Origin of the sequence: Pseudomonas sp. WS 5503 (genome assembly GCF_012985385.1) — a bacterium.
Lineage (GTDB): Bacteria > Pseudomonadota > Gammaproteobacteria > Pseudomonadales > Pseudomonadaceae > Aquipseudomonas > Aquipseudomonas paracarnis.
Window position 1 is genome coordinate 223,876 of the sequence record NZ_JAAQWI010000001.1, and the last position, 24,898, is coordinate 248,773.

At 58.8% G+C, this 24,898-nt stretch carries 20 protein-coding genes and 1 pseudogene; 6 read left to right on the forward strand and 15 right to left on the reverse strand.

Annotation, left to right across the window (positions count from 1 at the left end):
• Window positions 1-61: 61 nt before the first annotated feature.
• The 3 genes from HBO10_RS01090 to HBO10_RS01100 all read left to right on the forward strand — a co-directional run bounded on the left by HBO10_RS01090 (window position 62) and on the right by HBO10_RS01100 (window position 5,657).
• A complete protein-coding gene (locus tag HBO10_RS01090) occupies window positions 62-4,777 on the forward strand; it encodes an RHS repeat-associated core domain-containing protein (protein WP_169921881.1) in 4,716 nt (1,571 codons plus the stop codon).
• The gene (locus tag HBO10_RS01095) at window positions 4,774-5,178 is read left to right on the forward strand and encodes an Imm50 family immunity protein (protein ID WP_034126716.1); all 405 of its coding nucleotides are present in this window, start codon (window positions 4,774-4,776) and stop codon (window positions 5,176-5,178) included. Before HBO10_RS01090 ends, HBO10_RS01095 begins: the two co-directional genes overlap by 4 nt.
• A gap of 116 nt (window positions 5,179-5,294) precedes the next feature.
• Window positions 5,295-5,657, forward strand: coding sequence for an Mpo1-like protein (locus HBO10_RS01100; protein WP_003189844.1), 363 nt, complete (start codon window positions 5,295-5,297; stop codon window positions 5,655-5,657).
• A gap of 9 nt (window positions 5,658-5,666) precedes the next feature.
• On the opposite strand, the gene HBO10_RS01105 is transcribed toward HBO10_RS01100, so the two are convergent.
• The 3 genes from HBO10_RS01105 to HBO10_RS01115 all read right to left on the reverse strand — a co-directional run bounded on the left by HBO10_RS01105 (window position 5,667) and on the right by HBO10_RS01115 (window position 7,636).
• Entirely contained in the window at window positions 5,667-6,464 is a 798-nt protein-coding gene (locus HBO10_RS01105) for a thioesterase family protein (RefSeq protein ID WP_034126715.1), read from the reverse strand.
• Window positions 6,465-6,553: 89 nt separating this feature from the next.
• Window positions 6,554-7,315, reverse strand: coding sequence for a CHAD domain-containing protein (locus HBO10_RS01110; protein WP_034126714.1), 762 nt, complete (start codon window positions 7,313-7,315; stop codon window positions 6,554-6,556).
• Between the two features lie 42 nt (window positions 7,316-7,357).
• On the reverse strand, window positions 7,358-7,636 hold the full coding sequence (locus tag HBO10_RS01115; RefSeq protein ID WP_003189839.1) for a hypothetical protein: 279 nt from the start codon (window positions 7,634-7,636) through the stop codon (window positions 7,358-7,360).
• Between the two features lie 216 nt (window positions 7,637-7,852).
• Between HBO10_RS01115 and HBO10_RS01120 the strand changes: the two genes are divergently transcribed.
• Entirely contained in the window at window positions 7,853-8,890 is a 1,038-nt protein-coding gene (locus tag HBO10_RS01120) for a patatin-like phospholipase family protein (protein WP_003189836.1), read from the forward strand.
• A gap of 115 nt (window positions 8,891-9,005) precedes the next feature.
• Here HBO10_RS01120 and HBO10_RS01125 read toward each other — a convergent pair whose 3' ends face one another.
• From HBO10_RS01125 to kdpF, 7 genes and pseudogenes are all read right to left on the reverse strand, one after another.
• Entirely contained in the window at window positions 9,006-9,695 is a 690-nt protein-coding gene (locus HBO10_RS01125) for a response regulator (protein ID WP_034126713.1), read from the reverse strand.
• Window positions 9,696-9,731: 36 nt separating this feature from the next.
• Window positions 9,732-9,818, reverse strand: a pseudogene (locus HBO10_RS31170) (outer membrane lipoprotein carrier protein LolA); the annotation flags it as partial.
• A gap of 31 nt (window positions 9,819-9,849) precedes the next feature.
• The gene (locus HBO10_RS01130; protein ID WP_034127036.1) at window positions 9,850-12,492 is read right to left on the reverse strand and encodes a sensor histidine kinase KdpD; all 2,643 of its coding nucleotides are present in this window, start codon (window positions 12,490-12,492) and stop codon (window positions 9,850-9,852) included.
• Window positions 12,493-12,619: 127 nt separating this feature from the next.
• Window positions 12,620-13,165 carry a potassium-transporting ATPase subunit KdpC gene (gene kdpC, locus HBO10_RS01135; RefSeq protein ID WP_034126712.1) on the reverse strand — a complete coding sequence of 182 codons (546 nt, stop codon included), beginning with the start codon at window positions 13,163-13,165 and terminating at the stop codon, window positions 12,620-12,622.
• Between the two features lie 109 nt (window positions 13,166-13,274).
• Window positions 13,275-15,332 (reverse strand): potassium-transporting ATPase subunit KdpB, encoded by a 2,058-nt coding sequence (gene kdpB, locus HBO10_RS01140; RefSeq protein ID WP_169918940.1) that lies wholly within the window; start codon window positions 15,330-15,332, stop codon window positions 13,275-13,277.
• Window positions 15,333-15,347: 15 nt separating this feature from the next.
• Window positions 15,348-17,042: a potassium-transporting ATPase subunit KdpA gene (gene kdpA / locus HBO10_RS01145; RefSeq protein WP_034126710.1), complete on the reverse strand. Its 1,695-nt coding sequence runs from the start codon at window positions 17,040-17,042 to the stop codon at window positions 15,348-15,350.
• Window positions 17,043-17,051: 9 nt separating this feature from the next.
• Window positions 17,052-17,141: a K(+)-transporting ATPase subunit F gene (kdpF, locus tag HBO10_RS01150; RefSeq protein WP_003218754.1), complete on the reverse strand. Its 90-nt coding sequence runs from the start codon at window positions 17,139-17,141 to the stop codon at window positions 17,052-17,054.
• 413 nt (window positions 17,142-17,554) lie between these two features.
• On the opposite strand from kdpF, the gene eat reads away from it, so the two are divergent.
• Both eat and HBO10_RS01160 read left to right on the forward strand, forming a co-directional pair.
• Entirely contained in the window at window positions 17,555-18,919 is a 1,365-nt protein-coding gene (gene eat / locus HBO10_RS01155; RefSeq protein ID WP_034126709.1) for an ethanolamine permease, read from the forward strand.
• Between the two features lie 110 nt (window positions 18,920-19,029).
• A complete protein-coding gene (locus tag HBO10_RS01160) occupies window positions 19,030-19,197 on the forward strand; it encodes a DUF2897 family protein (RefSeq protein ID WP_080757701.1) in 168 nt (55 codons plus the stop codon).
• Window positions 19,198-19,257: 60 nt separating this feature from the next.
• On the opposite strand, the gene HBO10_RS01165 is transcribed toward HBO10_RS01160, so the two are convergent.
• The 5 genes from HBO10_RS01165 to HBO10_RS01185 form a co-directional block, all read right to left on the reverse strand.
• A complete protein-coding gene (locus HBO10_RS01165) occupies window positions 19,258-20,106 on the reverse strand; it encodes a DUF1989 domain-containing protein (protein ID WP_034126708.1) in 849 nt (282 codons plus the stop codon).
• A gap of 15 nt (window positions 20,107-20,121) precedes the next feature.
• Complete coding sequence (locus HBO10_RS01170; RefSeq protein WP_034126707.1) at window positions 20,122-20,766, reverse strand: GntR family transcriptional regulator; 645 nt, start codon at window positions 20,764-20,766, stop codon at window positions 20,122-20,124.
• A 140-nt stretch (window positions 20,767-20,906) separates the two neighbouring features.
• Entirely contained in the window at window positions 20,907-21,239 is a 333-nt protein-coding gene (locus tag HBO10_RS01175) for a ComEA family DNA-binding protein (RefSeq protein ID WP_034126706.1), read from the reverse strand.
• A 313-nt stretch (window positions 21,240-21,552) separates the two neighbouring features.
• Entirely contained in the window at window positions 21,553-23,547 is a 1,995-nt protein-coding gene (locus tag HBO10_RS01180) for a nucleoside-diphosphate sugar epimerase/dehydratase (protein ID WP_034126705.1), read from the reverse strand.
• A gap of 152 nt (window positions 23,548-23,699) precedes the next feature.
• Window positions 23,700-24,878 (reverse strand): DegT/DnrJ/EryC1/StrS aminotransferase family protein, encoded by a 1,179-nt coding sequence (locus tag HBO10_RS01185; protein ID WP_034126704.1) that lies wholly within the window; start codon window positions 24,876-24,878, stop codon window positions 23,700-23,702.
• Between the last annotated feature and the right edge of the window lie 20 nt (window positions 24,879-24,898).

Sequence of the window (24,898 nt, forward strand, 5' to 3'; positions counted from 1 at the left end):
AACAGTGCGAGGGATTGCAGATGGTGGTGTTCGTTAGAGCCCTGATGAATGGGGCTGTCTCTTGATCTCGGTGCTGGCCAACCTGGTGCTGGTGCCCATGGATCCCGAAGCGCCGAACATCGAGCGCGTATTCGCGGATTTTCGCACCTGCCTGAATATCTTTGATAAGTGGGCCGACAGCTTTTTAAGTGGGTCGGCACTTAGCGTGGATCAGGTGTTCAAGGTTGGGGAAGACGTCGCACTGGTCGCGCCAATTTCCTCCAAAAAACCCAGTCGCACGGTCGCTCAATGCAAAGCCCAGGGCGGGTTGACCCTGGTGCACCTGTTCGAAAGCACACAGTTCGTGCCTATCGGCAACACGCCCGTGATGCTGCAAGCCGTTGCACAGGACGGCAGCCCGGTAGGCGCGCCACTGCATCGGACCATTGGCCCCAGCGGCATTCTTGAAGTCAGCGACTGTAGCCGCGACCAACAATACGAAATCACCTTTTATCCCACTGTTTCCAAGGCTCACGTCCAGGCGCTGTATGCGTCCTATGAGTCTGTGATCGCCGGGCTGGAAACGGATTTGCGCACGGCATGGGCCGAGCATTTCAAGCCTCGATGGGCAGACTTTGCCAAAGCGCCGGCTTACAAGCGCAGTGCCTTACAGGGCGTGGCCTTTGCTGCCGGGCTGGGCAACGCGCTTTATAACCTGTGGGACAACATCACCGAGCTGTACGACCTGCTCGCCAACCTCAAGACCAACAGCGAAACGTTGCTGAAATACCTGTCCCAGACCGAGCTGAACGCGCTGCTCAAACTGGGCAGAGACACGCTGGCCAAGGGGTTGCTGGTACTCAGTGATGAGCCGCTGTTGTTTATCTACCTGTCGGCGCTGGTGGCCTGGGTACGCATGCTGCCGCCACCCGATATGTACGAACTGCTGGGTGAAATCACCGGCGAAGTCTTGATCAATCTGTTGCTGATCTGGGCCACGCGAGGCATTGGGGTCCAGCTGCGCCTGGGCGCGCAGACGCTCAGTCACGTCAAATCCGGGCGGGCGCGGGCGTTATTGGAGTTGCTGGTCAAGCAGGTGGCGGGGCCTCGGCTGGAAACCCATGTCGAGGCCGCCAAGCCGGTGTTGCTGAGCAGTGCGGCGACGCCGGTCAAGGCAGTGCCGGCTGTGCCGTTGAAGGCGGGCGACACGCTGGTTTCGAACCCGGTGCCAATGGTGCGTGGCAAGACCCAGCGCACGACGTTGGTCCGTCAGGAGTCTGTCGATGATGTGCCAGCTGTGGCGTCGAATCCGAAGGGCGATGCGGCGGCGCCAGCGGATAAAACAGTCACTCACGGCTGCCCGGTGTCGATGGTCACCGGCGAGGAATTGCTGACACTCACCGACGGCGCGCTGGACGGGATTTTGCCGTTTGAGTGGACGCGGCTGTATCGCACTAGCGCGGTGGAGGTCGATTGTGGGTTGGGGTTTGGTTGGAGCCATGCGCTGGCTCACAGGCTTTGTGTGTCGGGCGATTCGGTGGTGTGGATCGACCATGAGAATCGCTCGACCACCCTGCCCTTGCCCACCGATTCTCGGCCCGCGATCACCAATAGCCTGGCCGAAGCGGCGATCTATTTAGGCTCGGCTCCTGATGAACTGGTGCTGGCCCAGGCCTCGCGTTTTTATCACTTTCGCGACGGTGTACTGACAACCATCAGCGATGCATATGACAACCGGCTGCGCCTTTGCCGGGATCGTTCTGGGCGGATTGAGCGGTTGGATAATGGCGCCGGTCGTTCGTTGCTGCTGCGTTATGAGTTGGGTCGCATCGTCGCGATGGACTACCAGGTTCATCGCGCCAAAGGGCGTGAGCCCTACGTTTGGGAAACCGAACAGAACCTTGTTTCCTACGCCTACGACGAACACGGACGACTGGTCTGCGCGACCAATGCTGTCGGGGAAAGCGAGCGTTATCGGTACGACGATCAGCACGTCATTCTTGAGCGGCAGTTGGCCGGTGGGGCGAGTTTTTTCTGGGCGTGGGAACGGTCTGGCAAGGCGGCGCGTTGCGTCCGGCATTGGGCGAGCTTCTCGCAGATGGACACGCGTTATGCCTGGGGCGATGACGGCCACGTCACCGTGCATAACGCCGATGGTAGCCAGGAAGTCTATGTCCATGACGACCGGACGCGCTTGGTGCAGCGCATCGATCCGGATGGCGCTCAGCATTACAAATCCTACGATGCCAAGGGCCGGCTGACCGTCGAGCAAGACCCGATGGGCGCGGTGACGGCCTATCAATATGACGACGCCGGACGCTTGGTGGCGCTGTTTCCGGGGGATGATGAGCCAACGTCCTACGAGCATGACAACGGTTTTGTAAGGGTTGTCAGGCGTGGGCAGGCGGTCTGGAAATACGAGCGTAATGAACAAGGCGATGTTACGCGTAGGACCGATCCCGATGGAGAGGTTACTGACTACAGCTACAACAAGCACGGGCAACTGACTGGGATTTGGTACCCGGATCACAGTTGCCATCGACTGGTGTGGAACGAACGCGGGCAACTGCTTGAGGAGCAATTGCCCAATGGCGGGATCAAGCGTTATCGCTATGACGATCTGGGGCGGCAAGTTGCCCGTGAGGATGAACACGGCGCGCAGACAGTCTATGAATGGGACAGCGTCGGCAGGTTGATTCGTCTTGTATTGCCAGGCGGTAGTTGTAGGGAATTCAGCTACAACCCCTACGGCAAAATCATCGCCGAACGCGACGAACTCGGCCACGTCACCCGCTACGAATACGCAGACGGCCTGCACCTGATCAGCCGCCGCTTCAACGCCGACGGCACCCAGGTCAAGTATCGCTACGACAACGTGCGGCTGCTGCTCACCGAGATCGAAAACGAAGCCGGCGAAACCTACCAACTCGACTACCACCTCAATGGCCTGATCCGCCAGGAAACCGGCTTCGACGGCCAGCGCACCGCCTATGCCTACGACCTCAACGGCAACCTGCTGGAGAAGACCGAATACGGCGACGATAACAGTCAGCTAATCACCAGTTACGAGCGCGACCACGCCGGACGCCTCGTACGAAAAACCCTGCCCGACAGCAACGTTGTCGACTATACCTACGACCGCCAAGGCAACCTCCTCAGCGTCGAGGACGGCCACTGGGCGTTGGCCTACGAATACGACCGCCAAAACCGCCTCACCGCCGAACACCAAGGCTGGGGCACCCTGCGCTACGGCTACGACGCCTGCGGGCAACTGAAAAACCTGTGCCTGCCGGACAATAACCGCCTCACCTTCAACCACGACAAAGGCGGCCACCTCGCCACCGTCGAACTCAACGGTGAAGTGCTTACCTCGCACCTATTCAAGAGCGGCCGTGAACACCAACGCCAGCAAGGCCAACTGCTCAGCCACTACCACTACGACGACCAGAATCGTCTGCACGCCCACGCCGTTACGCGGCAGCAAAACTATTTCTACCAACGCCAATATGACTACGACAAAACCGGCAACCTTACCCGCCTGCTCGACACCCGCAAAGGCGAACAGCTTTACCGCTACGACCCGCTTAATCGCCTGACCCGCGCCGACCACTCCCAGGACGTACAGGAACGCTTCGGCCACAACCCCGCCGGCAACCTGCTGATGCAAGACCGCCCCGGCCCGGACATCGTCGCGGCGAATCGTCTGATGATCCAGGGCGACCGCCATTACGACTACGACGCCTTCGGCAACCTCATCCGCGAACGGCGCGGCAAAGGCCAGCAACTTGTTACTGAGTACCGCTATGACTGCCAGCATCGGCTCATCAGCGTCACGCAACCCAACGGCCAGACCGCCAGCTATCGCTACGATCCATTTGGGCGGCGCATCAGCAAGACCGTGGATGACATAACCACAGAGTTTTTCTGGCAAGGCGACAAGCTAATTGCCGAACACCATGCAGAACGCCATCGCAGCTACCTCTACGAACCCGGCAGCTTCCGCCCACTGGCACTGTTGGACGGTTTCGGCCCAAAAGAAACCAAGCCCTACCACTACCAACTCGACCACCTCGGCACCCCGCAAGAACTGACCCGCCCCGAGGGCGAAATCGTCTGGTCCGCCCACTACCGCGCCTACGGCCAGATCGCCCGGCTCGACGTGGGCAAAGTCGACAATCCACTACGGTTTCAAGGGCAGTATTTCGATGCGGAAAGCGGCCTGCACTACAACCGCCATCGCTACTACAATCCGGATATTGGTCGCTACCTGACGCCGGACCCGGTGAGGTTGGCGGGTGGGATCAACGGGTACCAATATGTGCCCAACCCTACGGGGTGGGTTGATCCTCTAGGGTTGAGCGCAAATTGTCCTGGCTCAGGAAAGAAAAAACCGATCTGCTCTTTGCCTGCAGAACCGGATATACCTGATGTCTCTCGTAAAGGGGCGTTCAGGCAAGCAAAAAGGGATGCCAATGTACCTATGACTCAAAACCCCGATGTGATGACACACCCGAGCTCAGGAAGAACGACACAGTACAAAATAGAAAAAATGACTGATTTGAATGATGACAATATATTGGATGAAAGCGGTAGAACCATAAATTCAAGGGTTTATCAATTCACGAGAGCAGACGGCTCGAAGGTTCTTATTCAGGACCATTCTGCCGGGCATAAATTCGGCAGACCAGACGGCATAGGTGACCAAAAAGCGCATTTCAATTTGCGACCAATAGACAAGCCTCGAAACGGAACCGTAGACGGCGGCAAGGACCATTACAACTTTAGGAGAAGTCGATGAAATACTGGAACGAACTTGATCATAATATTTTTTTTGAAAAAATTTTTAGCACGCCTGTAGAAATCGGCCAAATTGCTCTTTTTTCTTTGCAAATAGAAAATGATCGACCTTCTGTGGGATTAGGATTCGACATACCCGAATTTCCAGATACTTTGCCAAAAAAATGGGAAGGGAAAGGCTATAACACCTGCAGAATGGGCATCGATTGTCATGGCATTCGCGAATTAAAAATACACAACATCCCCATTAAAGAGGTGTTTCTTGTTGATATCACTAAGCAAAATGATCTTTTTCATTTCCAAGCAAAGAATGAAAATTCTCTAATTGAATTCAAGGCTAAATTCATTTCACTTTGCGATCCGAATGTATACATAAATGGTCCAGACGATTATTTTTTCTAGATAGAGCAAAAATCGCATAATTACTATGAGCCCCATAGCCAGCCCCAATTCGCCACCTCGCCCACCTCCACCTAAACTCTGTCCAAGTTGTTTCAACGGACAGAGGACTCACCACCATGGGCAAACGTCACCCCAATCTCCCCGCCTGGCAATGGCGTCAGTACCCACAGAACCATCAGCACCCAACCAACCTGGCGTTGCACCTGATTGCCGTGCCGCTGTTTATCGTCGGTTTTCTGCTGATCGTGTCGGGCGTGTTCAGCCTTAGCCTGGCCAGCTTCGCCGTCGGCGTGATTGGTATTGTCGCGGGCCTGGCGTTGCAGCGTCACGGCCATAGCCTGGAAGCCCAGGCCAGTGAGCCGTTCAGTGATCGCAAAGATGCGGTGCAGCGCCTGGTGGTTGAGCAGTTCGTGACCTTCCCGCGCTTTGTGCTCAGCGGTGGCTGGTGGCGCGCCTGGCGGCAGCGGCACCACCACTGACCGGCGGGTTCAGGCGAACACCACCACGGTCTGGCGGCTGAGGGCGATCAACTCGCCGGTCGGGCTCCACAAGGCAGCGGCAGCGTGGCCATAGCCGTCGCGGGCGTGTTCGATGTTGACGTGGTACTGGCACCAGTCGAGCGTAGTCAGGTCTTGCAGCGGCTGGATGAACTCGATGGTCCAGGTCAGGGTGCTGCCCGGCGCGGGCTTTTTCAGGTGTGGCAGCAACGCCGGTGGCCAGGCGTCGACCAGGGCGAGGATATGCGCCTCGGTCAGTGGCTCCTCTTTCACATCCCCCCGCAACCGTACCCAGCCGCCCATGTCGCGGGATTTATTGCCGGTAAACGGCAGGCCACCGACACTCCAGCGCATCGCCAGATGCCGCATGAATTCGGGGGTAACACCCTTGATATAGGGCAGTTCCTGGCACTCATCCCAATGTTTGAATACCGGTGGCGGCTCACTTGCCACGTCAATTTCGGAGGGGCGAGAGGCGCCAAAACTGGCCTGGACCAGGGTCGCCACTTCACCGTTCTGCACCACGCGCCCGAGCAACTGGCTGACCGCCTTGCCTTCGCGCAGCACTTCGACTTGATAGCTGGCAGTTACATCCGGCGCTACCGGGCCGACAAAGGTGATGGCCAGCGAGCGCAGCGGTCGGTCCGCCGGCACCTGGGCGCGCAGCGCCTCGTACTGCAAGGCAGCGACCAGCCCGCCAAAGGTGGCCCGGCCCTGGGCCCATTCGGCAGGGATGGTGACATCCAGCGGATTGCTACGGGCAGCGTCGAGCAAATCACTAAAGCGCATGGCGACCTCACATCAAGAAAATCGTGGAGGAATCTTAACCATCGAATTGCACAGGCACAGCGCCCATTCCGGCCAAAAACCGGACCGGTTTAAAAACACTCGGAGCTGAGCGTGTCCAGCACACGGTCGGCCTTGCCTTGCGCCTTGAGCATGGTGCGCTGCCACACTGCTACGCAGGGTTGCAGGTCTGGCTCATGGCCGGCCTGGGCCAGCCACTGCCAACAGTCATGCCAGTTACCCAGCGCACTCTGGGCCTTCTTCAAGTGCGACAGGGCGTTGGTGGGTAATTTGTCCAGCTCGGGATACGCCTCGGCGGCATAGCGCACACGTTTGATCAGCAACCGTAGCCGGTGGCGGTCATGATCGGGGTCCTTCAAGGCGCCATCGAGTGCCTGCCATTGCTTGGCCAGGCGTTTCTGGATGCGCGGGCGCAAGCCCTTGAGCAGTTTCTGATGCTGGGACGCGCGGATAAACCGTGGGAACGCATCCAGAATCAGCAGCAAGTGCGCCAACTCCGGGCTTTGCGCCACCTGGCGATAAGCCTCGGGCTGCAGACGCAGGCGTCGATCAGCCGCGTCGTGATAACCGTGCTGATGCAAATACGCCGCCAGCACCTCTCGGTCGCGTAGCGGCGTAGTCAGTTGGCCAACCGTGCTGGCGGCCAATTCAAGCTGTTCGACACCGGGCAGCCCGCGCAAAGGGCGCAACAGGCTGCGCAGGCGGCGTACCGTGGTGCGCAAATCATGCAAGGCTTCATCGTCAGTGACGGCGGCGAGGCGAGCCTGGCAGCTCAGTAACCCTACTTCCAGGCCAATGACCTGAGCGACTAACTGATTGACCAACGCTGACATCCTGCCCTCACTTTCCGATGAAAAATCCTATCCGCCGCAGGGTCATCGCCCGGCGCGAGACTCACGAATGTAGAACCGCGCCTTTTCGGCCTTGTTGGAGCAACCCTCGAACGCTTCAAACTGCTGCTGAGTCTTGGCGCCAGTCAACAGCGACAAAGCCTTGGAGTAGCTGACAGTGCCAGCAAAACCTTCGGCCTTGGCCAGGTCCAGCTCTTTCCAGGCGGCGTCCAATTGCGAGCCACAGCTGTCGCGATACGCGGTTTTCCCGGCACAGCCAGCCAAGGCCAACACGATCACAGGCACACAGATCCAGGCTTTCATTGATGACACCTCAAATATACAAATTCAGTCGTAGCCTGTAGACGTTGCCTACAGGGAAAAGTGCCTTGTCCTTAGCCTGAAATCAGTAGTACCTATTGCCAGAGCATACCCGAGGCTGATCGCCAGCCTGGAAAAATATTGCGCGCTGTCAGCAAGGATTGAAGCAGGCCCCTTGATGGGTGCATTGTGGGCCCCTGTTTTGCGAAGGATCTGGCCATGAAGAAACGTGTTGCCTTAGTGCTGGGCTCCGGTGGGGCCAGGGGCTACGCCCATATCGGGGTGATCGAAGAAATCGAACGACGCGGCTATGACATCGCCTGTATCGCCGGCTGCTCCATGGGCGCCGTGGTGGGTGGAATCTACGCCGCCGGCAAGCTCGACGAGTACCGCAACTGGATCGAAAGCCTGGACTACCTCGACGTATTGCGTCTGGTGGACGTGAGCTTTCGCCTGGGAGCGATCCGCGGTGAGAAGGTGTTCGGGCAAATCCGCAAGATTGTCGGCGATATCAATATCGAGGAGCTGCGCATCCCCTACACCGCCGTCGCCACCGACCTCACCAACCAACAGGAGATCTGGTTCCAGGAAGGCTGCCTGCACCAGGCCATGCGCGCCTCGGCGGCCATCCCCAGCCTATTCACCCCGGTGATGCAAGGCAACCGCATGCTGGTGGACGGCGGCCTGCTCAACCCGCTGCCCATCGTGCCGGTGGTGTCGAGCCATTGTGACTTGATCATTGCGGTCAACCTCAACGCCACCAACCAGAAGCACTATCAATTGCCGGTGATCCAGCGCCCGCCAGCGTTCAAGAGCCGCTTCAACAGCCTGGCCAAGTCACTGGGTTCGCACCTGCCGTTTCGCCGCAAGCAAGCCGAGCAGTTGATGAAACTGGAACAAGAAGCCTTGCAGGCCCAGGCCGCCGAAATCAACCCGTGGCTGGAGTCTGCCGAACCCGAAGCCCAGCAACCCGCCGCGGCGCCGGAGAAAGCTGGCGCGCCGAAGTCGGCGACCGGCTCGTTCATCATCGACAACGTCGGGCCTGCATCGCTGTTGGACCTGATCAACCAGAGTTTCGAGGTGATGCAAACCTCCTTGGCGCAATACAAGATCGCTGGGTATCCGCCCGATGTGCTGATCAACGTGCCAAAGCGGGTGTGCCGCTTTTTCGAGTTCTATAAAGCGCCGGAATTGATCGCTTTGGGGCGGGAGATTGCCAGTGATACGTTGGATCGGTATGAGAGTGAGCAGAGTTGAGCGTGTAAGTGTTGCGGATGGCCTCATCGCGGGCAAGCCCGGCTCCCACAGGGAAATGCATTTCAGCTGTGGGAGCTGGCTTGCCTGCGATGGCGCCAGCACAGGCACCAAACGCTCAGGCACTTAGCAACCGATACCCCACCCCCGCCTCAGTCACGATAAACCGTGGCTGGGTCGGGTCATCCGCCAGCTTCTGGCGCAAGTGCCCCACCACGATCCGCAGGTAGTGGCTGTCCTCGGTATGGGTTGGCCCCCAGATGTCCTTGAGCAGTTGCTGTTGGGTAATCACCCGCCCCGGGTGGCGTGCCAACTGCGCCAGCACTGCGTATTCCTTGCGGGTCAGCGCCACTTCGGCACCGTCCAGCAAAACGCGGCGATAGGCCAGGTCGACCGTCAGCGGGCCAAAACTCAAGGCGGCTTCCTGAGCCTCTCCGGCCGGTGCCTGGCGCAACAGCGCACGCACCCGGGCAAGAAACTCCTGGATGCCGAACGGTTTGGTCACGTAGTCATTGGCGCCACCGTCGAGGGCCTCGACCTTCTGACCTTCGCTGGCCCGCACCGACAGCACCAGCACCGGCACGCTCGACCACTCGCGAAACTCGCGCAGCACCTGTTGGCCGTCCATGTCGGGCAGGCCCAGGTCGAGTACCAGCAGATCCGGTTTGCTCAAGGCCGCCTGCGCCAGGCCTTCGTTGCCGGTGCCGGCTTCGATTACCTTATAGCCTTGGGAAGCCAGGCTGATGCGCAGGAATTTGCGGATCTGCGGTTCGTCATCAATGACAAGAATCGTCGCGGTCTGGCTCATGGTGTCTCATTAAAATCCATTAAAAAATCACCCCCCTGTAGGAGCGAGCTTGCTCGCGAAAAACCTCAAGGCACCGCGTGCGTTCAGGACGCCATCATTATCGTTAACGACCTTCGCGAGCAAGAACCAGGCGTCCCCCTCGCTCCTACAAGGTTTATTCCAGGGCAGGCTGTGTCGGCAATGGCAGAAACAAGGTGATGCAGGTGCCCCGCCCGTCAATACCATCGGCCACGCTGATATGCCCACCGTGCGCACCGACCATGCCCTGGCAGATCGCCAAGCCGAGGCCGGTGCCCTGCCCGCCTCGATCACCGCGGGCAGCGGTGTAGAACATGTCGAAGATCTTCGCACGCTCCTCCTCGGGAATCCCTGGCCCTTCATCCGCTACGGCAAAAAACAACTGCTCATCCTGCACGCCCGCGCGCAACTGCAAGCGGCCCTGGGGCGGCGAAAACCGTGCGGCGTTTTCCAACACATTGACCAGGGCCTGCTCAATCAGCGCCGCATGCACATACAACAAGGGCAGTTCCGGCGGCACATCGGTGCTCATCTGCAACGGCGCCAGCACGGCGCGCAATCGCCCAAGGGCACTGCCGACAATATCGCCGGGCGACACCCAATCGCGTGCCAGTTTCAGCGCACCGTGGCCCAGGCGTGTCATGTCCAGCAGATTCTGGATATAACGGTCGAGGCGCTCGGCCTCGTCGCGAGTGCCTTCGAGCAATTCGCGGCGATCCTCCAGGGGGATGGCTTCACCAAGGGCCAGCAGGCTGTCGATGCTGCCGCGCATGGAGGTCAATGGCGTGCGCAAGTCGTGGGACACCGACGCGAGCAAAGCGCTGCGCAGTTGTTCGGTTTCGCCGTGCAGGCGCGCCGATTCCAACTCCTGCCCCAATTGTGCCCGCGCCAGTGCCTGGGCCAGCGGTTGGCTCAACGCGGTGAGCAAGCGTCGACGTTGCCCGCTCAATTCCAGGCCAGGCTTGGCACTGACACCCAGCAACCCCAAGGGCCCCTCTTCACCTGACAGCGGCCACCACCACCAACGCCCAAACGGCAAGGTGCCGGTGCCCATGCCGGCCGGCTGATCATGCTGCCAGGCCCAATCGGCGGCGGCGCGTTCAGCTTCGGTGAGGGTCAACGGGCCACCGGTCTCGACCTGCCAGCCGCCCTGTCCATCGCGATTGACCAGGCACAGATCGAGCTCGTTCCAACCTTGCAGATGGTGGGCGGCGGCACTGATGACAGCTTGGCGGTCGGTGGCAGCGGTGAGCTTGCGCGACAGGTCGAGCAGTTCGCTGGTTTCTTCCTGGGTATCGCGCAACGCCTGCAACTGGCGGCGCTGGCGTGCGGCGAGGTTGCCGGTCAACGCTGCCATCAACAGGAAGAACAACAGGGTCAACACGTCTTCTTCGCGCTGGATGGCGAAGGAAAAATTCGGCGGAATAAACAGAAAATCGTAAGTCAAAAACGACAGTGCGGCACACACCAGGGACGGCCCCAGGCTGCTGCGCACCGCCACCAGCAGCACGGCGGCAAGAAACACCAGCGAGATGTTCGGCAGCGCCAACGCACTGGACACGGCCCAGGCCACTGCGGCAGCGGCGAGGGTCGCCACCACCGCCAGGGCGTAATCGAACCACACCAACCCGCGTACCTCCGGCAGACGTGGCGGTGCAGGCATGTCATCGCTGTCGAGGACGTTGATTTCCAAGCCGCGGGCATTGCGCAACAGGCGTGCCGCCAAGCCGCCACCGAACAGGCGCCGCCGCCAGCGCATCCGTGACTGCCCTACCAGCACTAAACTGGCACGGCGTTCGGCGGCGTGCTGGATCAGGGTCTTGGCCACTTCCCCGGCGCGCAGCAACACCACTTCCCCGCCCAGCCGCTCTGCCAGTTGCTGGGCGTTTTGCAGGCGCAGGCGCGATTGCTCATCCCGCGCACGGCCGTTGTCGATGTGCACCAGGCTCCAGGGCAAATGCCGACGCTGAGCCACGCGGCTGGCATGGCGCACCAGGCGTTCGGCTTGGGCATCGCCATCCACACCGACCAACAGGCGCCCACGCACTGCCGGCGCGGCCTGGCCGAGTTGGCGGTAACCCTGGGCCAGGTCATCGTCGACGTGGGCGGCGGCGGTTTGCATGGCCAGTTCGCGCAGGGCCATGAGGTTGGTCTGGGTGAAAAACGCATCGATGGCCGCACGCGCCTGTTCGGGCACATACACCTTGCCGTCACGCAGGCGCTCGAGCAGCTCGCGAGACGGAAGGTCGATCAGCAGCAGTTCGTCGGCCTCTTGCAGCACCCAGTCCGGCAGGGTTTCGCGCACTTGCACGCCGGTGATACCACGCACTTGGTCGTTGAGGCTTTCCAGGTGCTGGACGTTGACCGTAGTGAACACGTTGATGCCGGCGGCGAGCAGTTCCTGGATGTCTTGCCAGCGTTTTTCATGACGACTGCCGGGAGCGTTGCTGTGGGCCAGTTCGTCCACCAGCACCAGCTTGGGCTTGGCGGCGAGCAGGCCGTCGAGGTCCATTTCTTCGAGCATCACGCCACGGTATTCGCTACGCAACAGCGGTTGTTGCGGCAGGCCGCTGAGCAAGGCTTCGGTCTCGGCGCGGCCGTGGGTTTCAACCACCCCAGCGATCAGGCGCACGCCCTGGCGCAGTTGGGTATGGGCCGCCTGGAGCATGGCGTAGGTCTTGCCCACACCGGGCGCGGCGCCAAGGAAGACTTTGAGCCGGCCACGGCCGTCCCGGGGCAGATCGGCTAACAGGGCATCGGCGCGGCCGGCGTCGCTCATGCTCGGGGGTTCCTTCAGGTATTGATAGAGAGTCTTCAAGGCCGCCATCGCGGGCAAGCCCGGCTCCCACATTTGGAATGCATTCCACTGTGGGAGCCGGGCTTGCCCGCGATGGCGATCGCCTGGCTTACAACGCTTCCAAAGCCATGTTCAAGGCCAGTACGTTTACTACAGGCGGGCCTACCAGAGGGCTTTCGATGTGCTCATCCAGCAACCGCTGCAAGGTCGACACCGGCACATTTCGCGCCGCCGCTACTCGCGCCAGTTGATAGGCAATCGCCTGCGGTGGCAAGTGTGGATCAAGGCCGCTGCCGGAGGTTGTCAGCGAGGCCAGTGGCACCGGGCCCTGGCCAGGCACTGACTGTTTGCCGGCATCCTCGATTATGCGGGTCGCCAAGGCCGGATTGCTGGGGCCCAGGTTACTGGCACTGCTGGACACTGTGGCAAAAGCACCGGCTGACGGGCGTGGGTGAAACCAGCTGTCGCCGGCAAAGTCCTGGGCGATCAGGCTGGAGCCGCGCACCTTGCCGCTGGCGTCGCGCACCAGGCTGCCATTGGCTTGATCGGGGAAGGCCACTTGGGCCACGCCAGTGACTACCAGCGGGTAGGCCACGCCGGTGATCAGGGTCATGAGTACCAGCAGGCTCAGGGCTGGGCGGATGATGTTGGACATTTCAGACTCCTCAATTCAGTGGTGCGGTGGGACGCGGAGCGTCCGGGGTGGCATTCCCACGCGGAGCGTGGGAACGATCAGCGGAGCGTGGGAACGATCAGCGGCCAGGTCAAACCAGGTGCAGCGCGGTCAGCAACATGTCGATGGCCTTGATCCCCACGAACGGCACCAACAATCCGCCCAGCCCGTAGATCAGCAGATTGCGCCGCAACAACGCCGCCGCACTCGCGGCCTGCACGCGCACGCCGCGCAGGGCCAACGGGATCAGCACCACGATAATCAGCGCGTTGAACACGATAGCCGAGAGGATCGCGCTCTGTGGGCTCTGCAAGTGCATGATGTTGAGCACGCCCAGTTGCGGGTAGATCGAGGCGAACAGCGCCGGCAGGATCGCGAAGTACTTGGCCACGTCGTTGGCGATGGAAAAGGTCGTCAGCGCGCCGCGAGTCACCAGCAACTCCTTGCCGATCTGCACCACGTCCAGCAGCTTGGTCGGGTCGCTGTCGAGGTCGACCATGTTGGCGGCTTCGCGCGCGGCCTGGGTGCCGTCGTTCATCGCCATGCCGACGTCAGCCTGGGCCAGCGCCGGGGCGTCGTTGGCGCCGTCGCCGCACATGGCAACCAGGCGACCATCGTTCTGCTCATGGCGAATACGCGCGAGTTTCTTCTCTGGCGTGGCTTCGGCCAGCACATCGTCCACACCCGCTTCAGCGGCAATCGCGGCGGCGGTCAACGGATTGTCGCCAGTGACCATCACGGTGCGAATCCCCAACTTGCGCAACTCGGCAAAACGCTCACGGATACCTGGCTTGACCACGTCTTTGAGATGGATCGCCCCCAGCAACTTGCCATCGGCGCACACCAGCAAGGGCGTGCCGCCGCTTTGGGCGATCTTGTCGATTTCCCGCGACAACGCAGGCAGCAGGTCGCTGCGTTGCTGGCCGATAAACGCCAGCAGCGAGTCCACCGCGCCTTTACGGAACACACGGCCCTGATAGTCGACACCGGACAAACGGGTCTCGGCGCTGAAGGGCACGGCGGTCAACGCATCCAGGCTCGGCTCGGCCTGGGGGTGCAAGGCGCGCAGGTATTCAACGATGGACTTGCCTTCCGCCGTGTCATCGGCCAGGGACGCCAGCAACGCGCCTTCGGCCAATTCGCGGCCACTGACACCAGGTGCAGCGACCACGGCCGAGCAACGACGGTTGCCGAAGGTGATGGTGCCGGTCTTGTCCAGCAGTAACACATGCACGTCCCCCGCCGCTTCCACGGCGCGGCCGGACTTGGCAATCACGTTGAGGCGTACCAGGCGGTCCATGCCGGCAATCCCGATGGCCGACAACAGGCCGCCAATGGTGGTGGGAATCAGCGTCACCAGCAGTGCGACCAGGAACACCAGCGGCAAGCTGCCATTGGCAAAGTGGGCGAACGGCTGCAGGGTCACGACCACCAGCAGAAAGATCAGGGTCAGGCCGATCAGCAGAATATCCAGCGCAACTTCGTTGGGGGTTTTCTGGCGTTTGGCGCCTTCCACCAGCGCGATCATGCGGTCCAGGGTGGACTCGCCCGGGTTGGCGGTGATGCGGATGAGCAGCCAGTCCGACACCAGCCGCGTGTTGCCGGTGACGGCCGAACGGTCGCCGCCAGACTCGCGGATCACCGGGGCGGATTCGCCGGTAATCGCCGCTTCGTTGACCGCCGCAATCCCTTCGACGACCTCGCCGTCACCGGGGATCATTTCCCCGGCGGCAACACGTACCACATCGCCCTTGCGCAGGCTGGTGGCCGGCACCACCTTGAAGCTGCCATCGGCTTCCTGGCGTCGGGCGCTCAAGCCTTCGCTGCCAGCCTTGAGGCTGTCGGCGCGGGCCTTTCCGCGGCCTTCGGCCAGGGCTTCGGCGAAGTTGGCGAACAGCACGGTGAACCACAGCCACACGGCGATTTGCACCGCTACAAAAGTGGGCACGGTGGTGTCGGGCACGAAGCACAACACGGTGGTGAGGATGGCGGTCAGTTCGACCACCAGCATCACTGGCGAGCGTTGCAGTTGGCGTGGGTCCAGCTTGACGAACGCCTGGACCAGCGCCGGGCGCCACAGGGCCGAGATGGCGGTTTTGGCAGGCTCCAGGGGTTTGACCGGGGCCGCGTTTTTTGCAGGCATATTCATTTTCATATCCCTTAACTAGAAGCCCATGCTCAAGTGTTCAGCGATGGGGCCCAACGCCAGCGTCGGCAGGAAAGTCAGGCCGCCCACCAACAAAATGGTCACGGTCAACAAGGTCACGAACAGCGCGCCATGGGTGGGGAAGCTGTTCTGGCCAATCGGTGCGGCCTTCTTCATCGCCAGGCTGCCGGCCAGGACCAGTACCGGGAGGATGTAGCCAAAGCGGCCGATCAACATGCCCAGGCCGAGCATCAGGTTATGGAATGGGGTATTGGCGCCGAGGCCGGCAAACGCCGAACCGTTGTTGGCACTGGCCGAGGTATAGGCGTAGAGCAACTGGCTGAAGCCATGGGGGCCAGGGTTGCTGATGGCACCTGCCGGGCCGGGCAGGCTGGCGGCGATGGCACTCAAGACCAATACGCCGACCGGCATAACGAGCAGAGTCACCACCAGCAATTGCACTTCCTTGGCCTGGAGTTTCTTGCCCAGGTATTCGGGGGTGCGGCCGATCATCAAGCCGGCGAGGAACACCGCGATCAACACGTTGAGCAACATGCCGTACATACCGGCACCCACGCCGCCGAAGATCACTTCGCCGACCATCATGTTGACCAGCGCGACCATCCCACTCAGGGGGCTGAGGCTGTCCTGCATGCCATTGACCGAACCGTTGGACGCCGCAGTGGTGGTCACCGACCACAGCACGGTACCGGTGGTGCCGAAGCGTGTTTCCTTGCCTTCCAACGGTGCGGTTTGCTCCACCGCCGGGTTGTTCAGGGTTGGGTTGGGCTGGTACTCGGACCACAGCGACGTCGCGCCGCCGATCAGGAACAACGCCAGCATGCACGCGAGGATCGCCCGGCTCTGACGCAGGTCTTTGACGTAATGGCCGAAGGTAAACACCAACGCTACCGGGATCAGGATGATCGAGGCCACTTCAAACAGGTTGGCCCAGGCTGTCGGGTCTTCAAACGGATGCGCCGAGTTCACGCCGAAGAAGCCACCGCCGTTGGTGCCCAGTTGCTTGATCGCAATCTGGCTCGCGGCCGGCCCCAGGGGAATCACCTGATCCACGCCTTGCAGCGTGACCGCATCAACATAGTGGGCGAAGGTTTGCGGTACGCCCTGCCACACCAGAAACAGCGCGAGCACCAGGCACAACGGCAGCAGGCCGTAGAGGGTGGCGCGGGTCATGTCGACCCAGAAGTTGCCCAGGGTCTGGGCAGATTTGCGCCCGATCCCACGGCACAAGGCGACCAGGACGGCGAGACCGGTCGCCGCACTGACGAAGTTCTGCACCGTGAGGCCGGCCATCTGACTTAGATAACTTAGGGACGCTTCGCCGCTGTAGTTCTGCCAGTTGGTATTGGTCATGAAACTGACGGCGGTGTTGAACGCCAGGGTCCATTCCTGGCCCGGCAGTTTTTGCGGGTTCAGTGGCAGGGAGCCCTGGAATAACAGGATCGAGAACAACAACAAGAAGCCCGCCAGGTTGAATGCGAGCAAGGCCAGCATGTATTTCTGCCAGCTCTGCTCCTGCTGCGCATCCACGCCCGAGAGGCGATAACAGGCTTTCTCGACAGGCCCCAGTACCGGGGTGAGGCAAGTGCGCTGGCCTTCCATCACCTTGTAGTAGAACCGCCCCAAAAAGGGTGCCGGCACCAGTACCACGGCAAAGAAGGCGATGATCAGCCAATAGTCATAACTGTGCATAGCCCGCTCCTAGTTCCGATCCGCGCGTAACAGCGCAACCAGCAGATAAATGAACAGCGCCACGGCCAATAGCAGTGACACTCCGTCCAGAACGCTCATGGAAATTTCCCCGTCTTGCGGCGATTGCCGCGTGTGGGGGCATTGTCCGCAGGAGCGGTGTAAAGGAACGAGAGCGAGGGGCCGGGTGGGGCGTAAAGATGGCGTAAAGAGTGGGTTTATGCGGGGTTTACAGCGGGGTTTGCCGTGGCTGGGAGGGCCTCTTCGCGGGCAAGCCCGGCTCCCACATTCGACTGCGTTCTTTCAGTTAAAACTCGGTCAAGTGTGGGAGCGGGCTTGCCCGCGAAAGCGCCCGCCAAGGCACCACCGCACTTATGTGGTGCAACTCATGCCGCATTCAAACGCCAAACCGTCCCTTCGGCGACATAGGCATTGCTTTACGACATAGTTCTGAGGCTTGGCATAGCCACTGCAACACCTTGAATCATTCCAAACAGTTCAAGGAGCGCAGCACAATGAACACACAACTCAAACCCACATTGGGTACCTTGCATCTATGGGGTATTGCCGTGGGGCTGGTGATCTCCGGCGAGTATTTCGGCTGGAGCTACGGCTGGGGCGTCGCCGGTACCTTGGGCTTTCTGGTGACCTCGTTGATGGTCGCCGCGATGTACACCTGCTTCATCTTCAGCTTCACCGAACTGACCACTGCGATTCCCCACGCAGGAGGCCCCTTTGCCTACAGCCGTCGCGCCTTCGGTGAGAAAGGCGGCTTGATTGCCGGCTTGGCCACCTTGATCGAGTTCGTCTTCGCCCCGCCCGCGATTGCCCTGGCCATTGGTGCGTACCTGAACGTGCAGTTCCCGGCACTCGACCCCAAGCACGCCGCCGTCGGCGCTTATATCGTGTTCATGGGCCTGAATATCCTCGGGGTGAAACTCGCCGCCACCTTTGAGTTGGTCGTCTGCGTGCTCGCCGTCGCCGAACTGCTGGTGTTCATGGGGGTGGTCGCCCCTGCGTTCAGCTTCAGCCACTTCGCCCTCAACGGCTGGGCCGGTTCCGACACCTTCGGCGCCCCGGCGATTGCCGGGATGTTTGCCGCCATTCCCTTCGCCATCTGGTTCTTCCTCGCCATTGAAGGCGCTGCCATGGCCGCCGAAGAAGCCAAGGACCCCAAGCGCACCATTCCGAAGGCCTACATCAGCGGCATCCTCACCCTGGTGATCCTGGCCATGGGCGTGATGTTCTTCGCCGGTGGTGTGGGTGACTGGCGCACCCTCTCGAACATCAACGACCCACTGCCCCAGGCGATGAAAACCGTGGTGGGCGACAGCTCCGGCTGGCTGCACATGCTGGTATGGATTGGCCTGTTCGGCCTGGTGGCAAGCTTCCACGGCATCATCCTCGGCTACTCGCGCCAGTTCTTCGCCCTGGCCCGTGCCGGTTACCTGCCGTCTTTCCTGGCCAAACTCTCACGTTTCCAGACACCGCACCGCGCCATCCTCGCCGGCGGCGTGGTGGGTATCGCCGCCATCTACAGCGACGGCCTGATCAACCTGGGCGGCATGACCCTGACCGCCGCGATGATTACCATGGCGGTGTTCGGTGCCATCGTCATGTACATCATGAGCATGCTCAGCCTGTTCAAACTGCGTAAGACCGAGCCGTTGCTGGAACGCACCTTCCGCGCGCCGGGTTACCCCATCGTGCCAGGCATTGCGCTGGTGCTGGCGGTGGTATGCCTGGTGGCGATGGCCTGGTTCAATGCGTTGATCGGGCTGATCTTCCTGGGTTTTATGGCAGTGGGCTTCATCTACTTCCAGCTGACCGCACAAGACCGTGTCGATGCGCCGGCAGATGCGATGTTGACCGGACAATAGCGCCTATGAGGCAGAACGGGCCTACACTGAACTACTCAGAAAGCCCGTGACTCAAAGCAGTCATTACCGTGGGAAGCTTTCCCACGGACATCTGCCTCAAGGAGAGCCTTATGCCGTGGTATGCATGGTTGATTATGGTAGTAGCGATCGGGTCGATCGTCGGTGGCCTGATGATGCTGCGTGACAGCGCCAACAAAGTCGAACTCACCGACGAACAACGCAAACGCGTGGCCGAGCGAAATGCGCAGGCGGACGCCAAGGATACGCAAGACAGATAAAACGCGTGTAACCCCGTGGCGAGGGAGCTTGCTCCCGCTGGGCTGCGAAGCAGCCCCCCCCTACTCCCAATCCGCCTTGGCAATATGCAACCCATGTTGCCCCTTATAGGCAGCACGCTCCGGCTGGCTCCAGCCACTGAGCAACTCATCCTCCAGCCTATAGATCTCGATCCCCAACGGACGACACACCGTCAACGGGTCCTGCGCCTCCGGCCCCCACATCGGCAACGACAAGTCCCCACCCGGGCACGTCGACAATGCACACAACAAATCAATCTCGGCAAAGAACTCCAGGTAATCGCCCTTCTGCGCCGGACAGGCCTTCATAAAGTACATGTCATCGTGATTGAGCCCGGTGCACTGGAAAATATTCAACACGTCATGCACATCGAACTCCGTCAGTCCGTGGGGCAATACCGCACGGGTCAGGTTCGAGTGGCAATGGTGATGAAAGTCCTCACCGGTCAACATACGGTTCACATAGGGGTCGCACCGCGTGCCCAACAAATCATGCAAACGCCCACCGTGCTCATCAATGCCGTAGCTGGCCAGGCTGTCATCGGTGATCGTGACCAAGGGCCTTAAAAAGGGCAGGTTCGACCACAACCGATCATGGGTGCTGACATGAGCGCCTTGCAGCTGACGAGTGCGCGCAGCCCACAAACGTTCGCGCGGATCGTTGGCGTTCCAGACATTAAAGTCCCCCACCTGCGGCCCCACCGGCGTGGTCACACGAAACACATGCCCGGCCGGCACCTTCCACGCCCTCCCCGTGCGGATCGGCACCTCGAACTGTTCGATCAACGTGCGCTGGCTTTTCTGATCACGAATACGCTCATAGAACGCCGTATCCACCTGCAACGCCGAACCTTTGCTGACCTGGTACGCGGCCGGGTAGTCTTTGTACATGGGGCATGTCCTCTATCAAGGGTGATCAAACAGGGCGAGGGAAAGGTGTTCTGAATCGTCCAGGTACAGGCTCATCGCCTCGCTGGCGGCCTGGGTTTGGTTGCGGGTTAGCAGTGTGTATATCTCATGGTCACGCTCCAGCCAGGGTGACTGGAAACGCTGCTCGTCAGGCGCGGCGCAGAACACCAGACGCAACTGGGCAATCACCTGGGCGAAAAAATCGTCGAACAATGGGCTGCCCATCAAGGCGACGATCTGTTGGTGGAACATAAGACTGTGGGTGGCCACGGCTCGCCAATCTTCGCGCTCCCGGGCCAAGTGGGTGGCGTCAATGGCGCTTTGCATACGTGTCGATTGAACGTCCGTCAGCGGCCTGCTGTGGGCAATCGCCTGCAACTCCAGGGTGCGGCGGACGACGAAGAGGTCACTTACTTCTGCCCGCTCCAGGCGCCGAACCATCACGCCCTTATTGCGGATATAGCGAGTAAGGCCCTCCTGGCCCAGACGATGCAGCGCCTCTCGAATCGTATTGCGTGATGAGTTGTAGGCCTTGACCAGATCAACCTCGACCAGCGGCATGCCTGGCAATAGCCGTCCACCGATAATGTCGGCGCGAAGCTCCAGGGCGATCTGATCGGCTAAAGACAAAGTGAGAGTCATCGTTACCTCAAGATTGTTGAACAATCACTAAGTAAGAGGTAACCACGTTTCGTGCCAATGCTGCCTGCGAATTACCAGGCGCTAGGTCCGATAAAGAAAAGGCCGGTCAATGACCGGCCTTCTGCGTTTTTATTACATCTTCAATCAATAACCAACCTGTCGCGATTCTTCTCCAGCAGTGCCTTGCCGATGCCTTTTACTTCCAGTAACTCATCCACCGCGGTGAACGGGCCGTTGCTTTCGCGATAGGCGATGATTGCCTTCGCCTTGGAAGCACCAATGCCGAATAGATCGCGACGCAGGGTCTCGGCGTCGGCGGCGTTGAGGTTGACCTTGGTGGATTGCTCGGTCTTGGTCATCTGGGTGGAGATGGGGGTCGGAGGTTCCGGCTTGATGGACGGCGCGGCGGTGGTGGCGACGGAGAGGCTGGTGAGGAAGGCGAAGATGAGGGATGAGATGTACAGGTTTTGCATTGGTGACGCTCCATGATATCGGTAAGAGAAAAAAGCAGCTTTTCCGAAGCTGCTTTTCTAACTTAGGTGATTGCTAGAGACTGTCAAAAACTGATAAGTAACTGGGTGTGTTTAAAAGTCAGGTCATAAAATTGCACCAGGCCGATCAAACTAGAATTAGTGAGAGAATCACCCAAGCGCTGCGAATCAAATCAATGCCCCCCAACCTCTCGACAATCCCAAGAGATCGAAGAGGTTGGAGGAGAGTTGGCTCTAAGCAAACAAAAAAATTTTACTTATGAAGTCACCACGAACGCCTGAATTAGAGGAAAAATCAGGGATCAAGTCGTCGTTGCTGATATATCCAATCGACGATTTCACCGTCAGGAGAGTAACCACTGACTGTTTCACGTAGAAGCTGACGTACGCGGCTGTAATCGTCCTTCTCAACAGCATTAAGCAATTCTGTCAGACGTGCCTTCAATATATCCCAAGACAAATAGTCCTCACTAGCACTCATAATCATCGGGTGTGACGTCATTACAACATTGTCACCAATTAAAAGTTCTTCATAGAGCTTCTCGCCCGGTCGCAGCCCAGTAAACTCGATGGAGATATCACCTTGAGGGGCCTTATCAGAGCGAATACTCAGACCCGATAAATGAACCATTTTTTCTGCCAGCTCAACGATTTTCACTGGCTCGCCCATATCCAGAACAAATACGTCCCCGCCCTGTCCCATTGAGCCGGCCTGGATAACCAATTGGGCGGCTTCGGGAATACTCATGAAATAACGAGTGATTTTTGGATGTGTAACTGTTATTGGCCCACCCGACTTGATTTGCTTGTGAAACAACGGAATCACTGACCCGGAAGAACCCAAAACGTTCCCAAAACGCACCATTGTGAAGCGGGTTTTATTAATATAGGAAACATTGGCTTTATCACCAAACAAGACCGGAGCCATCTCCTTGCTCAATGCCTGCAGCGTCATTTCAGCAAGACGCTTGGTACTCCCCATTACATTGGTTGGACGCACAGCCTTATCAGTAGAAATAAGCACAAAATTCGCTACTTTCGCTCTTAAAGCCGCCTGCGCAGTGCTCAATGTGCCTATCAGATTATTCATTACTCCTTCAGCAATATTGTGCTCAACCATAGGTACATGTTTATAGGCTGCTGCATGATATACCGTATCAACATGCCAAGTATTCATGACATCCAAGAGTTTTTCCTGGTTACGGACAGACCCTAGGATAGGTAATAATCTTACAGTCAAAGACTCGCGTAAAACCCGCTGTTCCAACTCTTGCAAAATGCTGTAGAGATTGAACTCACTATGTTCATAAAGCAGTAATGTTGTCGGCTGAAGAGCAAGAATTTGTCGACAAAGTTCCGATCCTATCGAACCGCCGGCCCCGGTTATCAGAACCGACTTCCCCTTGATACAATGTTCCAACAAATCATCTTGCGGAGGCACGGAGTCTCGACCCAGCAAGTCGGCTATATCAACTTCCTGAATATCATCAACCTTCACTCGCCCACTGGCCAGATCCATAAACCCGGGTACGCTTTGTACGTGAAGGGAAAAACCCTCAAGAAAACTCAATATTTCTCGGCGGCGCCCACGATTGGCAGAAGGGATTGCAAGAAGTATTTGCTGAGCGCCAGTCATATCAACCATCTGTTGGATATGCTTGGGTTTATAAACATGCAGCCCCGAAATGACCCGATCAGCAATACTGCTATCATCATCAATAAACGCGACAGGACGCATGAGTCTACCCATTCGTAAGGCCGCAACCAATTGATTACCCGCTGCGCCAGCCCCATAAATAGCCACCCTCGGTAATCCATCGTCTCGGCTAGTGAACGGAACATGCTGTGCAGCAGCAAACCAATCGCCTAGAAAATATTGACGCATCGCAAGACGTAGGCCTCCAATCATAATCATGCTCAATCCCCAGTAATTGAAGATGACCGAGCGCGGAACGAAGGCTTGCTGATTGTTGTTCCAATAAACTATCAGAGCGAGAATTAATGCCGACAAACTCACCGCTTTAATAATAGCAATTAATGCGTCGTTGCCGAAGTAGCGCATTACCGCGCGGTACATGCCAAAACGCACAAACAGAGGAATAGCAACGATTGTGGCGCTCAAGAACAACCAAAGGTACTCCTTGAACGGATTGATCAACTCATCAACCCCTAAGCGAACAACAAAGGCCATCCACAGAGCAAACCAGACGAGAAAAACGTCGGTCACTACTTGAAAGGCGCGTTTTTGCCGTCGCGTCAGCCCCAATAAAAAGACTCTTAACTTATCCATAACACCTTGAAACACCTCTGCTACTCCTAAGATCACACCTGCGCCTTGTTGGGTAACGGCAAGAAAACTTTTGGAGGATTCTCGTTGACCAAGACGTTAAGAAAATCCTTAAGCATTGGAAAAACACACGCCACTACCCATGTACTAACCGATTACTCCTCGGTAGCTAGCTGCATGACCGCTTTTAGGACCGAACATGTTTTTTCAATTTCAGACCGCGTCAGCGTTGGGTGCACAAGAAACATCATACTCGTTTCGCCGAGTTCCCTCGCCACCGGCAACCGGCTCGCTGGCCGCCAGCCAGTATTGTCAAACGCCTTCTCGAGATAGACCTCGGAGCAGGACCCAGAAAATACCGGAACTTCTCGCGCCGAAATCTCCGCCAGAATACGATCACGATCCCACCCGGCCTTGAGTGCCTGAGGCTCGACAAACACGTAACACTTATACGCCGCGTGAACACTACCCTCAGGCGCGATTGGCACACGCAAACCCTTGAGTTGGCTGGCGCACTCCCATATCTGACCCGCATTCGCAAGCCGACTGGCTTGCCAATCTGTCATGCGTTTGAGTTGAATCCGACCGATTACGGCCTGAACCTCTAGCATTCTCCAGTTCGTACCGAAGCTTTCGTGCAACCAGCGAAAGCCAGGGGGATGGTCACGTTCATAGACTGCCTCCCAGCTTTTGCCATGATCCTTGAACGACCACATATCCGACCAGAGCTTACGATCGTTGGTTGTGACCATTCCGCCCTCGCCGCCTGTCGTCATGATCTTGTCCTGACAAAAGGACCAGGCTGCGATGTGGCCAATTGACCCCACTGGGCGCCCCTTATAACGAGCACCATGAGCTTGGGCACAATCTTCGATCACTTTAAGATCGAACTCCTCGGCCAAAGCCATGATCGGATCCATGTCACAAGGCCAGCCGGCCAAATGCACACAGATTAGGGCTCGGGTGCGAGGAGTCAGCACAGCGCGGATAGTCTGCGCGCTGAAGTTCTGAGAATCGCGATCCACATCAGCGAAAACCGGAACAGCCCCGGCATTTACAATGCTTGAAACAGAAGCAAGAAAAGTGCGTGAGGTGACAATTACTTCATCGCCGGCACCAATGCCCAAGGCCTTCAAGGCAAGGTCCAGGGCAACCGTTCCGTTGGCCAGCCCGATGGCGAATTCGGTTCCCGCCCATGCCGCGAAGTCCTTTTCAAACTCACGCCCCTGTGTACCGGTCCAGTAGTTAACCTTATTGGACAGAACCACATCACGTACGGCATCAGCCTCTTCTTCAGTAAAAGAAGGCCAAGGAGAAAATGGTGAATTCAACACAACCAGTACCCGTCAGTTTT

What these genes read in the sequence shown, in the direction of transcription:
- HBO10_RS01095 (WP_034126716.1), top strand. Translation starts at nt 4,774, where the DNA reads ATGAAATACTGGAACGAACTTGATCATAATATTTTTTTTGAAAAAATT.
- HBO10_RS01100 (WP_003189844.1), top strand. Translation starts at nt 5,295, where the DNA reads ATGGGCAAACGTCACCCCAATCTCCCCGCCTGGCAATGGCGTCAGTAC.
- HBO10_RS01105 (WP_034126715.1), bottom strand. Translation starts at nt 6,464, where the DNA reads ATGCGCTTTAGTGATTTGCTCGACGCTGCCCGTAGCAATCCGCTGGAT.
- HBO10_RS01110 (WP_034126714.1), bottom strand. Translation starts at nt 7,315, where the DNA reads ATGTCAGCGTTGGTCAATCAGTTAGTCGCTCAGGTCATTGGCCTGGAA.
- HBO10_RS01115 (WP_003189839.1), bottom strand. Translation starts at nt 7,636, where the DNA reads ATGAAAGCCTGGATCTGTGTGCCTGTGATCGTGTTGGCCTTGGCTGGC.
- HBO10_RS01120 (WP_003189836.1), top strand. Translation starts at nt 7,853, where the DNA reads ATGAAGAAACGTGTTGCCTTAGTGCTGGGCTCCGGTGGGGCCAGGGGC.
- HBO10_RS01125 (WP_034126713.1), bottom strand. Translation starts at nt 9,695, where the DNA reads ATGAGCCAGACCGCGACGATTCTTGTCATTGATGACGAACCGCAGATC.
- HBO10_RS01130 (WP_034127036.1), bottom strand. Translation starts at nt 12,492, where the DNA reads ATGAGCGACGCCGGCCGCGCCGATGCCCTGTTAGCCGATCTGCCCCGG.
- kdpC (WP_034126712.1), bottom strand. Translation starts at nt 13,165, where the DNA reads ATGTCCAACATCATCCGCCCAGCCCTGAGCCTGCTGGTACTCATGACC.
- kdpB (WP_169918940.1), bottom strand. Translation starts at nt 15,332, where the DNA reads ATGAATATGCCTGCAAAAAACGCGGCCCCGGTCAAACCCCTGGAGCCT.
- kdpA (WP_034126710.1), bottom strand. Translation starts at nt 17,042, where the DNA reads ATGCACAGTTATGACTATTGGCTGATCATCGCCTTCTTTGCCGTGGTA.
- kdpF (WP_003218754.1), bottom strand. Translation starts at nt 17,141, where the DNA reads ATGAGCGTTCTGGACGGAGTGTCACTGCTATTGGCCGTGGCGCTGTTC.
- eat (WP_034126709.1), top strand. Translation starts at nt 17,555, where the DNA reads ATGAACACACAACTCAAACCCACATTGGGTACCTTGCATCTATGGGGT.
- HBO10_RS01160 (WP_080757701.1), top strand. Translation starts at nt 19,030, where the DNA reads ATGCCGTGGTATGCATGGTTGATTATGGTAGTAGCGATCGGGTCGATC.
- HBO10_RS01165 (WP_034126708.1), bottom strand. Translation starts at nt 20,106, where the DNA reads ATGTACAAAGACTACCCGGCCGCGTACCAGGTCAGCAAAGGTTCGGCG.
- HBO10_RS01170 (WP_034126707.1), bottom strand. Translation starts at nt 20,766, where the DNA reads ATGACTCTCACTTTGTCTTTAGCCGATCAGATCGCCCTGGAGCTTCGC.
- HBO10_RS01175 (WP_034126706.1), bottom strand. Translation starts at nt 21,239, where the DNA reads ATGCAAAACCTGTACATCTCATCCCTCATCTTCGCCTTCCTCACCAGC.
- HBO10_RS01180 (WP_034126705.1), bottom strand. Translation starts at nt 23,547, where the DNA reads ATGGATAAGTTAAGAGTCTTTTTATTGGGGCTGACGCGACGGCAAAAA.